This is a genomic window from Rhizobium sp. AG855, from assembly GCF_003610655.1.
GTDB lineage: Bacteria > Pseudomonadota > Alphaproteobacteria > Rhizobiales > Rhizobiaceae > Allorhizobium > Allorhizobium wuzhouense.
On record NZ_RAQG01000003.1, the window covers coordinates 3205170 to 3223102 of the forward strand.

16 protein-coding genes are annotated in these 17933 nt (G+C 63.4%); 13 read left to right on the forward strand and 3 right to left on the reverse strand.

Annotation, left to right across the window (positions count from 1 at the left end; all coding sequences use genetic code 11):
- Positions 1 to 2: 2 nt before the first annotated feature.
- The 8 genes from DFO46_RS24045 (at position 3) to DFO46_RS15795 (ending at position 10494) form a co-directional block, all read left to right on the forward strand.
- A complete protein-coding gene (locus DFO46_RS24045) occupies positions 3 to 212 on the forward strand; it encodes a hypothetical protein (RefSeq protein ID WP_120277931.1) in 210 nt (69 codons plus the stop codon).
- The gene (locus DFO46_RS15765) at positions 209 to 2275 is read left to right on the forward strand and encodes an acetate--CoA ligase family protein (protein ID WP_120277932.1); all 2067 of its coding nucleotides are present in this window, start codon (positions 209 to 211) and stop codon (positions 2273 to 2275) included. Before DFO46_RS24045 ends, DFO46_RS15765 begins: the two co-directional genes overlap by 4 nt.
- A 4-nt stretch (positions 2276 to 2279) precedes the next feature.
- Positions 2280 to 3062, forward strand: coding sequence for a carnitinyl-CoA dehydratase (locus DFO46_RS15770; protein ID WP_120277933.1), 783 nt, complete (start codon positions 2280 to 2282; stop codon positions 3060 to 3062).
- Between the two features lie 115 nt (positions 3063 to 3177).
- Positions 3178 to 4761: an ABC transporter substrate-binding protein gene (locus tag DFO46_RS15775; RefSeq protein ID WP_110790116.1), complete on the forward strand. Its 1584-nt coding sequence runs from the start codon at positions 3178 to 3180 to the stop codon at positions 4759 to 4761.
- Between the two features lie 103 nt (positions 4762 to 4864).
- A complete protein-coding gene (locus tag DFO46_RS15780; RefSeq protein WP_120277934.1) occupies positions 4865 to 5872 on the forward strand; it encodes an ABC transporter permease in 1008 nt (335 codons plus the stop codon).
- A complete protein-coding gene (locus DFO46_RS15785; RefSeq protein ID WP_120277935.1) occupies positions 5869 to 6696 on the forward strand; it encodes an ABC transporter permease in 828 nt (275 codons plus the stop codon). The genes DFO46_RS15780 and DFO46_RS15785 overlap by 4 nt, the downstream gene beginning before the upstream one ends.
- Entirely contained in the window at positions 6689 to 8320 is a 1632-nt protein-coding gene (locus DFO46_RS15790) for an ABC transporter ATP-binding protein (RefSeq protein WP_120277936.1), read from the forward strand. Before DFO46_RS15785 ends, DFO46_RS15790 begins: the two co-directional genes overlap by 8 nt.
- A gap of 170 nt (positions 8321 to 8490) precedes the next feature.
- Positions 8491 to 10494 carry a CocE/NonD family hydrolase gene (locus DFO46_RS15795; RefSeq protein WP_120277937.1) on the forward strand — a complete coding sequence of 668 codons (2004 nt, stop codon included), beginning with the start codon at positions 8491 to 8493 and terminating at the stop codon, positions 10492 to 10494.
- A gap of 10 nt (positions 10495 to 10504) precedes the next feature.
- Here DFO46_RS15795 and DFO46_RS15800 read toward each other — a convergent pair whose 3' ends face one another.
- Together DFO46_RS15800 and DFO46_RS15805 are read right to left on the reverse strand one after the other, a co-directional pair.
- Positions 10505 to 11422 carry an alpha/beta hydrolase gene (locus tag DFO46_RS15800; RefSeq protein WP_120277938.1) on the reverse strand — a complete coding sequence of 306 codons (918 nt, stop codon included), beginning with the start codon at positions 11420 to 11422 and terminating at the stop codon, positions 10505 to 10507.
- A gap of 343 nt (positions 11423 to 11765) precedes the next feature.
- The gene (locus tag DFO46_RS15805; protein WP_110790122.1) at positions 11766 to 12158 is read right to left on the reverse strand and encodes a PRC-barrel domain-containing protein; all 393 of its coding nucleotides are present in this window, start codon (positions 12156 to 12158) and stop codon (positions 11766 to 11768) included.
- A 282-nt stretch (positions 12159 to 12440) separates the two neighbouring features.
- Between DFO46_RS15805 and DFO46_RS15810 the strand changes: the two genes are divergently transcribed.
- Together DFO46_RS15810 and pgi are read left to right on the forward strand one after the other, a co-directional pair.
- Positions 12441 to 14147, forward strand: a complete 1707-nt coding sequence (locus DFO46_RS15810; RefSeq protein WP_120277939.1) for a long-chain fatty acid--CoA ligase — start codon at positions 12441 to 12443, stop codon at positions 14145 to 14147.
- Between the two features lie 99 nt (positions 14148 to 14246).
- Positions 14247 to 15875: a glucose-6-phosphate isomerase gene (pgi, locus tag DFO46_RS15815; RefSeq protein ID WP_120277940.1), complete on the forward strand. Its 1629-nt coding sequence runs from the start codon at positions 14247 to 14249 to the stop codon at positions 15873 to 15875.
- A gap of 66 nt (positions 15876 to 15941) precedes the next feature.
- Here the strand turns inward: pgi and DFO46_RS24150 are convergent, their stop codons facing one another.
- Positions 15942 to 16166 carry a hypothetical protein gene (locus DFO46_RS24150; protein ID WP_245422627.1) on the reverse strand — a complete coding sequence of 75 codons (225 nt, stop codon included), beginning with the start codon at positions 16164 to 16166 and terminating at the stop codon, positions 15942 to 15944.
- Between DFO46_RS24150 and DFO46_RS15820 the strand changes: the two genes are divergently transcribed.
- The 3 genes from DFO46_RS15820 to DFO46_RS15830 all read left to right on the forward strand — a co-directional run bounded on the left by DFO46_RS15820 (position 16065) and on the right by DFO46_RS15830 (position 17626).
- The gene (locus tag DFO46_RS15820) at positions 16065 to 16826 is read left to right on the forward strand and encodes a phosphotransferase (RefSeq protein WP_245422620.1); all 762 of its coding nucleotides are present in this window, start codon (positions 16065 to 16067) and stop codon (positions 16824 to 16826) included. The genes DFO46_RS24150 and DFO46_RS15820 overlap by 102 nt on opposite strands.
- Before the next feature lie 175 nt (positions 16827 to 17001).
- Positions 17002 to 17232: an AbrB/MazE/SpoVT family DNA-binding domain-containing protein gene (locus DFO46_RS15825; protein WP_120277942.1), complete on the forward strand. Its 231-nt coding sequence runs from the start codon at positions 17002 to 17004 to the stop codon at positions 17230 to 17232.
- Positions 17222 to 17626, forward strand: a complete 405-nt coding sequence (locus tag DFO46_RS15830) for a PIN domain-containing protein (RefSeq protein WP_120277943.1) — start codon at positions 17222 to 17224, stop codon at positions 17624 to 17626. The genes DFO46_RS15825 and DFO46_RS15830 overlap by 11 nt, the downstream gene beginning before the upstream one ends.
- Positions 17627 to 17933: the final 307 nt, after the last annotated feature.

The window sequence follows — 17933 nt, forward strand, 5'->3', positions numbered from 1 at the left end:
TGATGCCACAAAGCTCCTCCCCCGCGATCACCGCTCTCCGCCACTCCTCCCCCGGATCGTCAGAGGCCCCGTATCAGGGTTTGTTGCTGAGCTGCGACCCCGATATCTCGGTATCCGAACTGCCGGAAGGCACGGAGCCGTTGGCGCTGTTCCAGGCGATCCGGCTCGGTTGCTTCCTGGCAGACCGATGGCTCGGCAGGGGGCTTGGATGACGACAGACGCCCGCGCACCGCTCTCCCGCCTGATCCGCCCTGAAACCATCGCCGTCTTCGGCGGCAAGGAGGCGGCGCGGGTGGTGGAACAGTGCGTCAAGGCGGGCTATCGTGGCCAGATCTGGCCGGTTCATCCGACGCGGGATACGGTTCATGGCCATCCTTGCTACCGGTCGGTTGCCGACCTTCCCGGCGCACCCGACGCCGCCTTTGTCGGGGTCAACCGCGCCCTCACGGTCGAGATCCTGCGTGACCTCCGCCAGCGGGGTGCCGGCGGCGCGATCTGTTACGCCTCCGGTTTTGCCGAAGCCGTGCAGGAACTGCCGGATGGCCCTGCCCTGCAGGCCGAACTCGTGGCTGCCGCCGGTACCATGGCCATGCTCGGCCCCAATTGCTACGGCTTCATCAACATGTTGGACGACGCCCTGCTCTGGCCAGACCAGCACGGCATGAAGCATGTCGACCGGGGCGTGGCGATCCTCACCCAGTCCTCGAACATCGCGCTCAACATCACGATGCAGGCCAGAGGATTGCCGATCGCCTATCTGATGACGGCCGGCAATCAGGCCCAGACCGGCTTGTCGGCCCTTGCGGCCGCAGCGATCGAGGACGAGCGGGTCACGGCCGTCGGCCTTCATATCGAGAGCTTCGATGATCTCGAAGACCTGCAACATCTCGCGGCCCGCTCCCGCGCGCTCGGCAAACCGGTGGTGGCGCTGAAAGTCGGCAAGTCTGCCGCCGCACAGCGCGCGACGCTGTCGCACACCGCCTCCCTGGCCGGCAACGACCGGGTGTCCTCCGCGCTCCTGAAGCGTCTCGGCATCGGCCGCGTGCATTCCTTGCCGCAGATGCTGGAAACGCTGAAGCTCCTGCATGTCTGCGGTCCGCTCTCCGCCAATACCGTCTCGGCCATGAGCTGTTCGGGCGGCGAGGCCTCGCTGATGGCGGATGCGGGTGTCGACAAGGCCGTTGAGTTCCGGGATCTCAAACCCGAACAATTCCCGGCACTGCGCGACACGCTCGGTGCCATGGTGACACTCTCCAATCCGCTCGACTACCACACCTTCGTCTGGGGCCATCGCGCACGGCAGGCGGACGCCTTCTCGACCGTGATGGGCGGCGACTATGGGATCAATCTCGTCGTTCTCGATTTTCCGCGCGGCGATCGCTGCGATGCAGGTGACTGGATGACGACCGTCGACGCGGTGCTCGACGCAAAGCGGCGAACGGGTGCAGCCACTGGCATCGTCGCAAGCCTTGGCGAAACCATGCCGGAGGCGGTCGCCACGCGCCTCATCGGCGAAGGCGTCGTGCCTTTCTGCGGCATCGACGAGGCGCTCGCCGCCATCGAAATTGCCCATGGCGTCCATGCCGCCTGGGCGCGACCGGCTCCCGCACCGCTGCTCACCGCCCGCGCCGTGGCAACCGAGATCCAGTCTCTCTACGAAGACCGCGCCAAGCCGATGCTCGCCGCCTTTGGCGTCAGTGTCCCCTATGGCCTGATCGCCCGCAATGCCGATCAGGCGGTCTCGGTGGCCGATCGGCTCGGCTATCCTGTGGCCGTCAAGGGCATTGGCATTGCTCACAAAAGCGATGTCGGCGCCGTGCGGCTCAACATCAGAAGCGCGTCGGAGGTCTTCGCGGCGGCCACGGCCATGTCTTCGATTGCTGACCGCTTTCTTGTGGAAAAAATGGCACCGAAGCCCGTGGCAGAGCTGATCGTCGGCGCGCTGCGCGATCCCGTGGTCGGCCCGGTTCTAACCCTTGGTGCCGGAGGGGTTCTCGTCGATCTCATCGATGACAGCACGATCCTCCTGCTTCCCACAAACCCTGCTGAAATCGGCAAGGCAATCGACGGCTTGAGGGTTTCGAAGCTGATCGCGGGGTATCGCGGCGGGCCGCCGGGCGATAAGAATGCATTGGTGCAACTCGTCGCCTGTGTCGCAGATTATGTCGCAGACAACGCAACGAGACTGGAAGAACTGGATCTTAATCCGGTTCTGGTGCTGCCGGAAGGTGAGGGCGTGATCGCCGTCGATGCCTTCATCCGGACAAGGAGCTGAACGCGTGACCGAGCCGATCCGCACCCGCCGTGAGAACGCCGTGCTCGAGGTGACGATCGATCGCCCCAAGGCCAATGCCGTGGATCTCGCCACCAGCCGGATCATGGGCGAGATCTTCGCAAACTTCCGTGATGACGACACACTGAGGGTTGCCATCATCACGGGTGCGGGCCAAAAATTCTTCTGTCCCGGCTGGGACCTGAAGGCGGCCGCGGACGGCGATGCGGTCGATGGCGACTATGGGGTCGGCGGCTTCGGCGGCCTGCAGGAACTGCGCGATCTCAACAAGCCGGTCATTGCGGCGATCAATGGCATCTGTTGCGGCGGCGGCCTCGAAATCGCGCTGTCCGCCGATCTCATTCTCGCCGCCGAGCACGCCACCTTCGCGCTGCCGGAGATCCGCTCGGGCACGGTGGCCGATGCCGCCTCGATCAAGCTGCCGAAGCGCATCCCCTATCACATCGCCATGGACATGCTTCTGACCGGTCGCTGGCTCGATGCCGAGGAGGCGCATCGCTGGGGTTTCGTCAACGAGATCTTGGCCCCCGACGCCCTGATGGAGCGGGCCTGGGCACTGGCGCGGCTCCTCGAAAGCGGACCGCCGCTCGTCTATGCCGCGATCAAGGAGATCGTCCGCGACGCAGAAGGCCGCGATTTTCAGTCGACCATGAACAAGATCACCAAGCGGCAATACCGCACGGTGGACGTGCTTTACGGAAGCGAAGACCAGATCGAAGGCGCGCGCGCCTTTGCCGAGAAACGCGATCCCGTGTGGAAAGGAAGATAGATTTCCAGCAGCCGCGTGAGGGCCTGGCGATCGGCCCGAGTGCGACATTCAACGATCGCCGCCGTCACGGATAAAAATGCCGGACGCATAACCAACCAAAACAAGGGAACAGACGATGAGCAACGACAAATTCTTCTCCAGCCTCACCTCGGCGGCCTTGAGCCGTCGTGAATTCATGGGCCGCGCCATGGCCGCCGGCCTGACGCTGACGGCCGCCAGCTCGCTTTACGCCACCAGCGCGTCCGCCCAGGAGCCCAAGCGCGGCGGCAATCTGAAGCTCGGCCTCGAAGGCGGCTCGGCCACCGACAGCAAGGACCCGGCCAAATTCCTGTCGCAGTTCATGTTCTGCATCGGCCGCTGCTGGGGCGACATGCTGGTCGAAAGCGATCCCTTAACCGGCGCTGCCGTACCGGCACTCGCCGAAAGCTGGGAGCCTTCGGCCGATGCCGCGACCTGGACCTTCACCATCCGCAAGGGCGTGCAGTTCCATGACGGCAAGGAACTGACCATCGACGACGTCGTCGCCACCTTGAAGCGCCACACCGACGAGAAGTCGGAATCCGGCGCGCTCGGCGTGATGAAGTCGATCAAGGAGATCAAGAAGGACGGCGACAAGCTGGTCCTGGTGCTCACCGAAGGCAATGCCGACCTGCCGCTGCTGCTTACCGACTACCACCTCGTCATCCAGCCGAATGGCGGTTACGACGACCCGCTCGCCTCGATCGGCACCGGCCCTTACAAGCTCACCAGCTTCGAAGCCGGCGTGCGCGCCACGCTGGAGCGCAACACCGCCGACTGGCGCTCCGACCGCGGTTATGTCGATACGATCGAAATCATCGGCATGAACGATGCGACCGCCCGCATCGCGGCTCTCGCCTCCGGCCAGGTGCATTTCATCAACCGCGTCGATCCAAAGACGGTGGACATGCTGAAGCGCGCGCCGACGGTCGAGATCCTCTCAACGTCAGGTCGCGGCCACTATGTCTTCATCATGCATTGCAATACCGCGCCGTTCGACAACAACGACCTGCGGCTGGCGCTGAAATATGCCATGGACCGCGAAGCCATGGTCGAGACCGTGCTCGGCGGTTATGGCAAGGTCGGCAACGACTTCCCGATCAACAGCACCTATGCCCTTTTCCCCGAGGGCATCGAGCAGCGCACTTACGATCCTGATAAGGCCGCCTTCCACTACAAGAAATCAGGTCATTCCGGCCCGGTCCTCCTGCGTACGTCGGAAGTCGCCTTCCCCGGTGCCGTCGATGCCGCCGTGCTCTACCAGGGCAGTGCCCAGAAGGCCGGCATCGAGATCGAGGTGAAGCGCGAGCCCGGCGACGGCTACTGGTCTAATGTCTGGAACGTCCAGCCCTTCTCGACCTCCTATTGGGGCGGCCGTCCGACCCAGGACCAGATGTATTCCACGGCTTACCTTTCGACCGCCGACTGGAACGACACCCGTTTCCTGCGTCCGGACTTCGACAAGATCCTGCTCCAGGCGCGCGCCGAACTCGACGAGGGCAAGCGCAAGGACATGTATCGCGAGATGGCGATGATGGTGCGGGACGAGGGTGGCCTGATCCTGCCGATGTTCAACGATTTCGTGAACGCCGCGCAAAAGAGCGTGAAGGGCTATGTCCACGACATCGGCAACGACATGTCGAACGGCTATGTCGCAACCCGCGTCTGGCTGGACGCCTGATTGTCGGAAACGACAGGCGCCGGACGCACTGCTCCGGTCAATCGGCCCGCGCACATGAGGTACGCGGGCCATACCCGTTTTTCTGGATAGCGGCTGGAATCCCATGACCCAATCAACCGATGCCGGCGGTCCGCCGGGTCTGACTTTATACCAGCGGTATCCGCTGATCGTCCTGGTGGTGCAGCGCCTGGCGCTCAGCATGCTGCTGCTGCTGGCCGTCTCCATGCTGATCTATGGCGGTGTCGAAGCCCTACCCGGCGATTTCGCCACCACCTATCTCGGCCAGTCGGCCACGCCCCAGGCGGTCGCCAATATCCGTGCCGATCTCGGCCTCGACCGACCAATCGTCACCCGCTATTTCGAATGGCTCGGCGGCGCCCTGCAGGGCGATTTCGGCACGTCGTGGGCGAGCCGCAACTCGGTCACAGAGCAGATCGGCAAGCGGCTCGGCAATTCGCTGTATCTGGCGGCTCTCGCCGCCGCCATCTCGGTCCCGCTCGCCGTCGGCCTCGGCATGCTCGCGGTCCACTTCCGCAACCGCACGCCGGATCGCATCATCAACGTGATCTCGCTTGCCGCCATCTCGCTGCCGGAATTCTTCATCGGCTATCTCTTGATCCTCGTCTTTGCCATCAACCTCAACATCGCGACCTTCCCGTCGACGGTGCATGACGGCATGGCGCTTGCCGACCGGCTGAAAGCCATGGCGCTGCCGACGGCGACGCTCGTCCTCGTGGTGCTCGCCCACATGATGCGCATGACCCGTGCCGCCATCCTCTCGGTCATGTCGTCGGCCTATATGGAAACCGCCGAACTCAAGGGTCTCTCAGCGCTCCGCGCCATCGTCAAGCACGCCGCCCCGAACGCGATTGCCCCGATCGTCAACGTCGTCGCGCTCAACCTCGCCTATCTCGTCGTCGGTGTCGTCGTGGTCGAAGTAGTCTTCGTCTATCCCGGCATGGGCCAGTACATGGTCGATGCAGTCACCGTGCGCGACATGCCCGTCGTCCAAGCCTGCGGCCTGATCTTCGCGGCCGTCTACATCTTCCTCAACATGCTGGCCGACATCATCGCCATTGTCGCCAATCCGAGACTGAGGCATCCGCGATGAGATTGAAACAGATCCCCATCAGCGCCTGGGTCGGCATCTTCGGCATCGCGCTTGCCGTCTTCTGTGCGCTCTTCGCCCCCTTCATCGCGCCCTATGGCGAGCGTGACATCGTCGGTGCCGTCTGGGAGCCGATGGGTGGCACCTTTCTGCTCGGCACCGACAATCTCGGCCGCGACCTGCTCTCGCGCATGATCTACGGCACGCGCACGACACTGACAGTGGCGCTCGCCGCCACCGTCATATCCTTCTCGCTCGGCATCTTCCTCTCCTTCACCGCCGCCGTTTCGCGCGGCGTGATCGACCAGACGCTGTCGCGCTTCAACGATCTGATGATGTCGATCCCGACGCTGATCTTCGCGCTCGTCGTGCTCGCCGTCCTGCCGCAGAACCTCTTCGTGCTGATCCTGGTCATGGCGATCCTCGATTCCACCCGCGTCTACCGCCTCGGCCGCGCCGTGGCACTCGATGTCGCGGTCATGGAATTCGTCGAAGCGGCCAGGCTGCGCGGCGAAGGCACGCTGTGGATCATCTTCCGCGAAATCCTGCCCAATACGCTCTCTCCTCTGCTCGCCGAATTCGGCCTGCGCTTCGCCTTCTCGATCCTCTTCCTCTCCACCCTCTCCTTCCTCGGCCTCGGCATCCAGCCGCCGGCGGCCGATTGGGGCGGCATGGTGAAAGACAACAAGGACGGGATCATCTTCGGCATTTCGGCAGCGCTCGTGCCCGGCTCGGCCATTGCCGCACTTGCCGTCTGCGTCAACCTGGTGGTCGACTGGCTGCTCGGGCGCACATCCAGCCTGAAGGGAGGCCGTGGCGATGTCTGAACTCCTTACCGTCCGCGATCTCAAGATCGAAGCCACATCCTATCCGCCGGGCGAGCCGCCCAAGGACATCACCATCGTCGAAGGCGTCTCCTTCAGCCTGCCAAAGGGCCGGGTGCTCGGCCTGATCGGCGAGTCCGGCGCCGGCAAATCGACCATCGGACTGTCGGCGCTTGCTTACGGTCGCGGCAGCGTGCGCATCACCGGCGGCGAAGTGCTGCTGAATGGCGAGGACATCCTGAAGCTCGGAAAATCCGGCATTCGCAAGCTGCGCGGCGACCGCGTCTGCTACGTCGCGCAATCGGCCGCCGCCGCCTTCAACCCGGCCCATCGGCTGGGCGACCAGGTGATCGAAGCGACGGTCTCCCACAAACTGATGACGATCGAAGAGGCCCGCGCCCGCGCCGCCTACCTCTTCGGTGTGCTCGGACTGCCCAATCCGAAGACTTTCGGCGATCGTTATCCGCACCAGGTCTCCGGCGGCCAGTTGCAACGCGCCATGACCGCCATGGCGCTCTGCTCCAATCCGGAATTGATCGTCTTCGACGAGCCGACGACCGCGCTCGACGTCACCACCCAGATCGACGTTCTGGCCGCGATCAAGCACGCAATCGAGGAGACGCATACGGCAGCCCTCTACATCACCCATGACTTGGCCGTGGTTGCACAGATCTCGGATGACATCATGGTGCTTCGCCAGGGCAAGACGGTCGAATACGGCACGACCCAGCAGATCATCGAGCAGCCGGCCCAGGACTATACCCGCGCGCTCGTCAATGTCCGCCAGGCCCGCAAGGAGGAAGCCACCGACCAGAGCGATCGACAGCTCAAGATCGAGAATGTGACGGCCGGCTATTCCAACGGCTTCAAGGTGCTGCATGATGTCAGTCTGCACCTGCCGAAGGGCCAGACACTCGCCGTCGTCGGCGAATCCGGCTCAGGCAAGTCTACGCTCGCCCGCGTCATCACCGGCCTCCTGCCGCCCGTCTCCGGCACCGTCACCTTCGACGGCAAGGCGCTGACGCCGGCCTTGAAGCAACGCAGCCGCGATGATCTCAGGCGTATCCAGCTGATCTACCAGATGGCCGATACCGCCATGAACCCGCGCCAGACTGTGCGCGACATTATCGGGCGGCCGCTCACTTTCTATCACGGCCTGCATGGCTCGGCGAAAACCGCCCGCGTCAAGGAGCTGCTGGAGCAGATCGAGATGGGCTCCGGCTTCGTCGATCGCTATCCGGCGGAGCTGTCGGGCGGGCAGAAGCAGCGCGTGGCGATTGCCCGCGCGCTCGCCGCCAAACCCGAACTCATCCTCTGCGACGAACCGACCTCGGCGCTCGATCCGCTGGTGGCGGAAGGCATCCTGTCGCTCCTGATGCGGCTGCAGGCGGAAACGCAGGTGTCCTACATGTTCATCACCCATGACATCGCCATCGTGCGCGCCATCGCCGACAGCGTCGCGGTCATGCATCGCGGCCGTCTCGTGCGCTTCGGTCCGAAGTCGCAGGTGCTATCGCCGCCCTTCGACGACTATACCGACCTCTTGCTCAAGTCCGTGCCCGAAATGGAATTGGGCTGGTTGGAGAAGGCACTCGCCACCCGCCGCATGGAAAGTGCGGGGCACTGATCGGCCCGCACTAAGACCCCCTCTGGCCTCCTGAGCTTGTCGAAGGGCGGCCATCTCCCCCACAAGCTCGGCTCCGCCACTAAGGGCAGCGGCTGGGTTAAGCCCTCCCCCTTGTGGGGAGGGTTTGGGAGGGGAAAACCACAAACCCGAATTCCACCTGAAGGCACAGCATGACATCTCGTCCGTTCACCACCATCGAAAACCAGTGGATCACCCTTGCCGACGGCACACGGCTTGCCGCCCGCATCTGGATGCCGGATGGCTCTGAGAGCGATCCCGTACCGGCCGTCTTCGAATTCCTGCCCTATCGCAAGCGCGACGGAACAAGCCCGCGCGACGAATCCACCTATCCGGTCTTCGCCGCCGCCGGCATTGCCGGCGTGCGCGTCGACATCAGAGGCTCGGGCGAATCCGACGGTGTCATCGATGGTGAATATACCCAGCTGGAACTCGCCAATGCCTGCGAGCTGATCGCCTGGATCGCAGCGCAACCCTGGTCGAACGGCTCGGTCGGCATGATGGGCATCTCCTGGGGCGGCTTCAATTGCCTGCAGGTCGCGGCCCTTCGGCCGCCTGCCCTTAAGGCCGTCATCTCGATCGCCTCCACCACCGACCGCTACAACGACGATATCCATTACAAGAACGGCTGCCATCTCTCGGCCCAGCTCTCCTGGGCCGCCACCATGCTCGCCTATCAGTCGCGCTCGCCGGACCCCGAGATCGTCGGCGACCGCTGGCGCGAGATGTGGATGGAGCGGCTGGAAAACGAGCCCTTCTTCCTGGAGGAATGGCTGGAGCACCAGCGCCGTGACGCCTTCTGGAAACACGGCTCGATCGGCGAGGATTTCTCCGCCGTTGCCATCCCGTCGCTCGTCATCGCCGGCTGGGCCGATGGCTATCGCAACACGCCGCTTCTCGCGGTCGAAGGCATGCCCGATCGATCCAAGGCCCTGATCGGCCCGTGGATCCACAAATACCCGCATTTCGCCTGGCCGAAACCGCGTGCCGATTTCCATGGTGAGGCCATTGCCTTCTGGAACCGCTGGCTGCGCGGCGAGGCAAACGGCACGGAAGCCGTGCCCCAGGTGCGCGCCTATATCCTCGACGCCGTAAAGCCTGCGCCGCGCCGCGAGGTCGATCCGGGTTTCTGGATCTCCAAAGACACCTGGCAGACGCCGGAGATGCAGACTTTCTATATCGAGGCCTTCGGCTCTCTAACGGAAGGTCATCCCGTCCCGCATGCGCCAGCCCATCCCGTCACGCTGAAGTCCCCCCTCGACACCGGCACCGCCGCTGGCGAGTGGTTCACGCTGAAACCGGATGCAGAGCTTGCCGGCGACCAGCGCCACGACGATGCGGGATCACTCACCGTCCAGACGGCGCCACTCACGCAGACACTTGACATCTTCGGCCGACCGGAACTCTCCGTGATGCTGTCGAGCGACGCCCCCGTCGCCAATCTCATTGCCCGGATCGTCGATGTGCATCCCGATGGCTCGGCCACCCGCGTCGCCTTCGGCGTGCTGAACCTCACCCATCGCAACGGCAATGGAGATCCTCAGCCGATGAAACCCGGCGAGCCGACGCCGATCCGCCTGACGCTTGATGCCTGCGGCTATCGTTTCCGCCCCGGCCACCGCATCCGCCTGTCGCTCTCTTCCGCCTATTGGCCGATGGTGTTGCCCGCCCCAACCGATGCCGAACTGACGCTCGACACCGCCACGCTCGGCCTTGCCCTGCCGAAGCTCGGCGCGCACGAGACCTTCGAGATGAAGCAGCCGGACAATCCCAATCCGCTGCCGACCTATATCGAACATGCCCCGTCCGAGACCCGCCGCCAGGTGCTGCGCGACCTCCAGGCCAACCGCACCTCCTACACGATCTACGAGGATACCGGCCTGTTCGAACATCCCGGCACCGGTCTCTCGACACGGCAGGTCCGCGACGAGATCTGGTCGATCTCGCCGGGCGATCCCCAGTCGATGACGGGCACCTCAGTCTGGACCTGCGACATGCAGCGGTCCGGCTGGTTCGTGCGCACGGTGTCGACCTCGCGCATCGCCTGCACCGAGACCCACTGGCTGATCAGTGCGTCTGTCATCGCTTACGAAGGCGAGACGCAGGTGTTCGAGAAGACCTTCCCGCAAAAGGCGATCCCACGCGATCTGATGTGACGCGCCGACTTTACCCCTGCGCGGCGAAACGGGTGACCGCCGCGCAAAGCGCGTCGAACCCGATGCGCGCGCCGTCACTCATGTGCCGGGCGCGCAGCCAGGCATGCACCATCTGCGGCTCCTCGCGAAACCAGACCTCGACGCCGGCTTCGGCGAGACGGCTCGCATAGGCCCTGCCGTCATCGCGCAGCGGATCGAAATGGGCAACCGTGATGAAGGTCGGCGGCAGCCCGGCCAGCGATCGGCTGCGAAGCGGATGGGCGACCGGGCTGTCATCCGGTGCCTGCAGCACGGCCCGGTAATAGGCGACGTCTGATGTCGTCAGTCCTGGCGCATGGGCCATCTCGGCATAGGAACCGGACACGAGGTCACCGCCGAGCGCCGGATAGATCAGCGCCTGGCCGACAATGCCCGTCAGCCCCTCGTCGCGTGCGCGAAGCGTCAGCCCTGCCGCAAGATTGCCGCCGGCGCTGTCGCCGATCAGCACCAGCTTGCGCCCGCTCTCAAGCAGGGATCCGAGCACCGCAAAAGCATCGTCATGGGCAGCCGGCCAGACATGTTCCGGCGCCAGCCGGTAATCGACCGACACCAGCTCAGCGCCAGCCTGCTCCGCCAGCTCAGCGCAGATCGCATGATGGCTGTCGAGCGAGCCGACAACAAAGCCACCGCCGTGGATGTAGTAGAGTACGGTCTCGGTCCGGATATCCTTCGGCCGATACCAGCGCACCGGAATGCGGCCGTCCACCCTGTCGTCCTGCGTCACCATGCCTTCCGGCAGCGGCCGATCGAAATGAGCACACAACGTGTCGTACCATTGACGCTGCTGGTCGATCGGAGCCTCCACGGCATCATCGGGGTAGAATGCCGCGCAGGTGGCGAGAAAATCGAGAATGGCCGGCTCGGTCGGAGCCATCGGGGTGTCGGTCATGTGCAGTCCGATCGATGCGCAGGTTGCCTTTGGCGTCAGGTCGAGCCTAATCGCGCATCGCCGGGCAATCCACTCCATTTGCGCCAGCCACCGGCCAAATCCGCACGCCGCGCCTGTCCTGTATCCGGCCACCCGCAGAAACGGGCTTTTCCCGGGAGGCTTTTCATGTCAGGAGAGCCCCGGGCGCGAGTGCCGTAAACTTTAGTACGGGCTCGGGCGGGTTGATTGACGTCTCTCCTGCTGCAGCGCGATTACGCTGCCGTCCACCGAACCCCCTTTCTTCGCGCAAACGAAAAGGGCCCCGCAAGCGAGGCCCTTCCGTCAGTGTTTCCGAACGGATCCCTTAGATCCAGTAGGGCGGGACACCGTAGTAGTCGTAGACCGAGCGGCCGTTGTTGCGATACCAGTCTTCGCTGTCGTCGCGATATTTCGGCGCGCCTTCGACCTGTTCCTTGGTCAGGCCGATGCGGTATCCGTCCAACTGCTCGTCATAGGTCAGGGTTTCCCAAGGCAGCGGGTAATAGTCGTCGCCGATGCCCCAGAAACCGCCGAAGCTCAGGACGGCATAGGCCACGCGGCCGCCGCGCTTTTCCAGAATGATGCGCTGGATGGAGCCGATCCGGTCGCCATCGACGCCATAAACTGCCGTGCCTTCGACCTTGTCACTGGCGATCAGGGTCGGGGTGTCCTTCACATAGGGGTCCTTGCCGTCCACGGCGCGGTTAACCTGGTCCATGGTATCCTCCTGTCGTTGTTGGTTGTGGTGAATCAACGACCCTGGCCCCAGATGGTTCCCCAAAAGCTGCCGGAATTGGCGGCCTTGGAGCGGTTGCTTTCCGGCTTTTCCGCCCCCCCCGCTCGTCTCGACCCGTCACGGTTCCGGCGTGCGTATTGACGTTTACGTCAAGGTTATATAATTTTTCGAGACTTGCACGACCTTTGCGCTAGCATGAGGTTCCAGGATAAGGGGAGGAGCCCGCCTGGTGAGCAGACGAGAAGAATGGTTCGGGAGGATAACATGACGGAAACTATGAGCCGCCTCAGCGGCCGCGCCGCCGAAAAGATCTGGGTTCAATCCTATCCCGCCTCGGTGCCGGCTGAGATCGCCCCGCATTCTCACCCGTCGCTCGGCGCCCTGTTCGAAGCGAGCTGCGCGAAGTTTGCCGAGCGGCAGGCCTTCACCAGCATGGGCCGTTCCATGACCTTCCGCGAACTGGAAGACCAGTCCCGCAAGGTCGGTGCCTGGCTGCAGTCGAAGGGTCTCGTCAAGGGCGACCGCGTCGCGGTGATGACGCCGAACATCCTGCAGAACCCGGTCACCGTTTACGGCATCCTGCGCGCCGGCTTGACCGTGGTGAACGTCAACCCGCTCTATACGCCGCGCGAGCTCGAACACCAGCTGAAGGATTCCGGCGCGAAGGCGATCGTCGTGCTGGAGAATTTCGCCCATACCGTCCAGCAGGTCGTCGACCGCACGGATGTGAAGCACGTCATCGTCTGCACCATGGGCGACATGCTGGGCCTCAAGGGTCACATCGTCAATTTTGTCGTGCGCAAGGTGAAAAAGCTCGTGCCGGCCTGGACCATTCCCGGGCATGTCGGCTTCAAGGCCATGCTGGCAGAGGGCAGCAAGCTCACGCTGAAGCCCGTCGCGGTCGCGCCCGGCGACATCGCCTTCCTGCAATATACCGGTGGCACAACCGGCGTCTCCAAGGGGGCGGCGCTCACTCATGCCAATCTTCTGGCCAACAAGCAGCAGATCGCACTCTGGCTGGAAGCGGCGCTGGCCGGTGGCAAACGCCCGGATGTGCTGAACTTCGTCTGCGCCCTGCCGCTCTACCACATCTTCGCTTTGACCGTGAATTCGCTGATGGGCGTGGCCCTCGGCGGCCATAACCTGCTGATCGCCAATCCGCGCGATATTCCCGGCTTCATCAAGGAGCTGCAGGGGTTCAAGGCGCATGTCTTCCCCGGCCTCAACACGCTGTTCAACGCGATGATGAACAATCCGGAGTTCAAGAAGCTCGACTTCTCCTCGCTGCTCCTCGTGCTCGGCGGTGGCATGGCCATCCAGCGGCCCGTCGCCGAACGCTGGCTGGACATGACCGGCCGCCCGATCACCGAAGGCTACGGCCTGTCCGAAACATCGCCGGTCGCCACCGTCAACCGGCTCGACGCACGCGAATTCTCCGGCATGATCGGCCTGCCGCTGCCCTCCACCGATATCGAGATCCGCGACGAGGACGGCAACACACTGCCGATCGGCGAGGTCGGCGAGATCTGCATCCGCGGGCCGCAGGTCATGGCCGGCTACTGGCAGCGCCCGGAAGAAACGGCCAAGGTGATGAGCGCCGATGGCTTCTTCCGCTCGGGCGACATGGGCCTGATGGACGAGCGCGGCTATGTGAAGATCGTTGACCGCAAGAAGGACATGATCCTCGTCTCGGGCTTCAACGTCTATCCGAACGAGATCGAGGAAGTCGCCGTGATGCATCCGGGCGTGCTTGAATGCGCCGCCGTTGGCGTGCCGGACGGGCATTCGGGCGAAGCAGTCAAGCTCTTCGTCGTCAAGAAGGACCAGGCGCTGACGATCGATGAACTCAAGGCGCACTGCGCCGCGAACCTCACCAACTACAAGCGTCCGCGTTACATCGAGTTCCGCACCGAACTGCCGAAGACCAATGTCGGCAAGATCCTGCGCCGCGAATTGCGCGACGAGAAATAAATCGATTGAAATTGGGGGAGCTGTCAGGCTCCCCCTGTCTTGATAGCGCCTTGTGCTGCGACTAATGTCCCGGGCAACCATGTTAACAGGGACATTCCGATGCAAGCCATCATCGACAAGCTGACGAGCGCCGTTGCCGCCACCCATGCCGAAGACCTGCGCGCCGCCTTTGCCGCCGATCCGCAGCGCTTCTCGCGTTTCAGCGTCACGCTCGGCGACCTGTTGATGGATTATTCCAAATGCGCCGTGAACGGCGAAATCCTCGATCTGCTCGAGGAACTGGTGACGACCGCCGGCGTCGCCGACAAGCGCGACCAGATGTTCTCAGGTGCACCGATCAACTTCACCGAAGGCCGCGCCGTTCTTCACACGGCGCTGCGCAACCGCTCGAACCGCCCCGTGATGGTCGATGGCCACGACGTCATGCCTGATGTCAACGGCGTGCTCGAGGCCATGGGCACCTTCGCCGAGGGCATTCGCTCGGGCGAGACCAAAGGTGCGACCGGCAAGGCGATCACGGATGTCGTCAATATCGGCATCGGCGGCTCGGATCTCGGCCCGGTCATGGCGACACTGGCGCTCTCGCCCTTCCATGACGGCCCGCGCCTGCATTTCGTCTCCAATATCGACGGCGCCCATATCGCCGACACGCTGAAGACGCTTGAAGCCGAAACCACCCTCTTCATCGTCGCGTCGAAAACCTTCACGACCATCGAGACGATGACCAATGCCCAGACGGCCCGCGCCTTTGTCGCGGACGCGCTCGGGGAAGCGGCCGTCGGCCATCATTTTTGCGCCGTCTCGACCGCGCTCGACAAGGTCGCCGCCTTCGGCATCGACCAGTCCCGCGTCTTCGGCTTCTGGGACTGGGTCGGCGGGCGCTATTCGATCTGGTCGGCCATCGGCCTGCCGCTGATGATCGCGATCGGCCCTGATCATTTCGGCCAGTTCCTTGATGGCGCCCACGCGATGGACGAGCATTTCCGCACCGCCCCCTTCCGCGACAACCTGCCAATGCTGCTCGGCGCGCTTGGCGTCTATCACCGCAAGGTGCTGAACTACCCAACCCGCGCCATCCTGCCCTATGACCAGCGCCTGTCGCGTTTCCCGGCCTATCTGCAGCAGCTCGACATGGAATCGAACGGCAAGAGCGTCACGATCGACGGCAAGCCCGTCCAGGGTGCCTCCGGTCCCGTCGTCTGGGGCGAGCCCGGCACCAATGGCCAGCACGCCTTCTACCAGCTCATCCACCAGGGCACGAGCGTCATCCCGGCCGAATTCATGATCGCTGCCAACGGCTTCGAGCCGGAGCTCCGCCACCAGCACGACCTCCTGATCGCCAATTGCCTCGCCCAATCGGAAGCCCTGATGAAGGGCCGCACACTCGCCGAAGCCAAGGGCCAGCTCACCGCCAAGGGCGTGACCGACGAGGACGCCGATTTCCTCGCCCCCCACCGCGTCTTCTCCGGCAACCGCCCCTCGATCACCTTTGTCTACGACCAGCTCACCCCCTATACACTCGGCCGCCTGATCGCGCTTTACGAACACCGAGTCTTCGTCGAAGGCGTGATCTTCCGCATCAACTCGTTTGACCAATGGGGTGTGGAACTCGGCAAGGAACTGGCGACGGGGCTTTTACCGGTGGTGCAGGGCAAGCTGGCTGCCACCGGGCATGACAGCTCGACGGTCGGACTGGTCTCGGCGCTTTCGGAGCGGAAGACGGGGTGAAGTGGCCGCTCTGCCCTTCGGTTAGGACACCGCAATCCAGACTTCCGAGGTAAGCAGCGCGTGCATTCAGACCAACTGACCATCACCGTTGAGCAAGTCCGTCACCTGATAGCGGATCAGTTTCCGCAGTTTCGAGGCCAGGACATCCGGGAACTTGAGACCGCAGGCACAGTGAATGCGATCTTTCGGATTGGCGAGAGACATGCAGCCCGCTTTCCGCTCCGGACGATGGATCCCGCCGTTTCTCTGCGAACCCTGGAACAGGAAATCGAAGCCAGCCGCGAGTTCCATGAGTCCTGTAGATTTCCCAGCCCGGCACCGGTTGGCATCGGACAGTGGGGCGCAGGGTTTCCGATGCCATGGCTGGTGCAGACCTGGATCGACGGCGATGTCGCTACTCCTCACGGTCTCAGCACTTCACTCGATTTCGCGCGCGATCTTGCTCAATTGATCAACACGTTGCGCAAGGTCGACCTGAAGGGGCGGACCTTTTCCGGTCCCGGTCGAGGCGGAAAGCTGACCGATCACGACGCCTGGATGGAGGTCTGCTTCGAAAAGAGCGAAAGCCTCCTGGATGTCGTGCACCTTCGCCGCATGTGGAAACGCCTTCGTGTGCTCCCCCCTTCGCGGACCGAGGCAATGTGCCACAAGGATCTCATTCCGACGAACCTGTTGGTGAAGGGAGAGCGTCTGATCGGCGTGCTTGACACAGGTGGGTTCGCTCCGGCCGATCCGGCCCTCGATCTCGTTGCCGCATGGCATCTCCTCAACCACGAGACCCGAACCACTTTCCGGGAAACACTTGGCGTCGATGACCTCGAATGGCAACGAGGAGCCGCCTCGGCGTTCCAGCAAGCCATGGGCCTGGTCTGGTACTACAAGGACACCAACCCCGTGATGGCCGAATTGGGCAGAAGCACACTGTCTCGACTGGCCGAGGCCGAGCTTTGATCGGGAGGCACCGACGCTTCGTCTGCACCTGAAGACGACCCCTGCCGGTCCGCAATCCTTGACGCTTCGGCAATGCAGTTCTTTGACGTGGTCTTAGAGGTCAACAAGGCCGCATGCTTGATCGAGTAACCACGTTGATATACATTAAGCCGCACGTATATCATCGGAGTTGATCATGCAGATTGCCAAATGGGGCAACAGTCTCGCGGTGCGTCTTCCCGCCAGCGTGGTCGAAGCGCTGAAGCTGAAGGAAGGCGATGATATCGAAATTCGCGCGACAGACTGGCGCACACTCGATGTCGCCCGTAAGCCGACACCTGAAGATCTGCTTCAGCGCCTGCGAGCCTTCCGGGGACGGCTGCCGGCCGACTTCACGTTCGACCGGGATGAGGCGAATGGCCGGTAGGTTCGTCGACACGAACGTAATTCTTTATCTCGCCTCGAGCGATGCCGAGAAAGCCGATCGAGCGGAGGCCGAAATTGCCAAGGGCGGCACGATCAGCGTTCAGGTCCTCAACGAAACCGCCAATGTCCTGCGCCGCAAGCTGCGGATGTCCTGGCCGGACACTCATTTGTTTTTGGACATGATCAGGGCGCTGCTGAATGTCGAACCGCTCACGGTTGCAACCCACGAGACTGGGCTTGTCATTTCAGAGCGTTACGGGCTTTCCACCTATGATGCGATGATCGTTGCCACCGCACTCGTGGCCGGTTGCGACACATTGCTGTCCGAAGACATGCAGGACGGCATGAACATCAATGGCAGCCTGCGCATCGTCAATCCGTTCGCCCAATCCTAAAGGCGACCTGGGGGGCGCGGCAGGCAGTCGAGCACCCTCAGCGAGGTCAAGAGACCGGCGTCGAAGGCATGACCTTCGATATCAGCTCCTTCAGCTACCGGGGCATGACAGCTCGCCGTTCCGGCCGGAGTTGACCCTTTTGTCCGGAAGATGGAGGACGTTGAAAATGGCTCCCCCCGCGCTCTCATAGACGGCCCTGTCCGCATGTCATCCTCTCCCCGGCGATCCAGCACGGGCGGTCCGTCATTGACAATCTCCCATTTCAATGGTTCTTGGCGCCCAGGTTCCGAGCACCTGCCGCCTGCAG

What these genes read in the sequence shown, in the direction of transcription:
- DFO46_RS15800 (WP_120277938.1), bottom strand. Translation starts at nt 11,422, where the DNA reads ATGACCGACACCCCGATGGCTCCGACCGAGCCGGCCATTCTCGATTTT.
- DFO46_RS24045 (WP_120277931.1), top strand. Translation starts at nt 3, where the DNA reads ATGCCACAAAGCTCCTCCCCCGCGATCACCGCTCTCCGCCACTCCTCC.
- DFO46_RS15790 (WP_120277936.1), top strand. Translation starts at nt 6,689, where the DNA reads ATGTCTGAACTCCTTACCGTCCGCGATCTCAAGATCGAAGCCACATCC.
- DFO46_RS15795 (WP_120277937.1), top strand. Translation starts at nt 8,491, where the DNA reads ATGACATCTCGTCCGTTCACCACCATCGAAAACCAGTGGATCACCCTT.
- pgi (WP_120277940.1), top strand. Translation starts at nt 14,247, where the DNA reads ATGCAAGCCATCATCGACAAGCTGACGAGCGCCGTTGCCGCCACCCAT.
- DFO46_RS15780 (WP_120277934.1), top strand. Translation starts at nt 4,865, where the DNA reads ATGACCCAATCAACCGATGCCGGCGGTCCGCCGGGTCTGACTTTATAC.
- DFO46_RS15830 (WP_120277943.1), top strand. Translation starts at nt 17,222, where the DNA reads ATGGCCGGTAGGTTCGTCGACACGAACGTAATTCTTTATCTCGCCTCG.
- DFO46_RS15785 (WP_120277935.1), top strand. Translation starts at nt 5,869, where the DNA reads ATGAGATTGAAACAGATCCCCATCAGCGCCTGGGTCGGCATCTTCGGC.
- DFO46_RS15775 (WP_110790116.1), top strand. Translation starts at nt 3,178, where the DNA reads ATGAGCAACGACAAATTCTTCTCCAGCCTCACCTCGGCGGCCTTGAGC.
- DFO46_RS24150 (WP_245422627.1), bottom strand. Translation starts at nt 16,166, where the DNA reads ATGGAACTCGCGGCTGGCTTCGATTTCCTGTTCCAGGGTTCGCAGAGA.
- DFO46_RS15805 (WP_110790122.1), bottom strand. Translation starts at nt 12,158, where the DNA reads ATGGACCAGGTTAACCGCGCCGTGGACGGCAAGGACCCCTATGTGAAG.
- DFO46_RS15825 (WP_120277942.1), top strand. Translation starts at nt 17,002, where the DNA reads ATGCAGATTGCCAAATGGGGCAACAGTCTCGCGGTGCGTCTTCCCGCC.
- DFO46_RS15810 (WP_120277939.1), top strand. Translation starts at nt 12,441, where the DNA reads ATGACGGAAACTATGAGCCGCCTCAGCGGCCGCGCCGCCGAAAAGATC.
- DFO46_RS15765 (WP_120277932.1), top strand. Translation starts at nt 209, where the DNA reads ATGACGACAGACGCCCGCGCACCGCTCTCCCGCCTGATCCGCCCTGAA.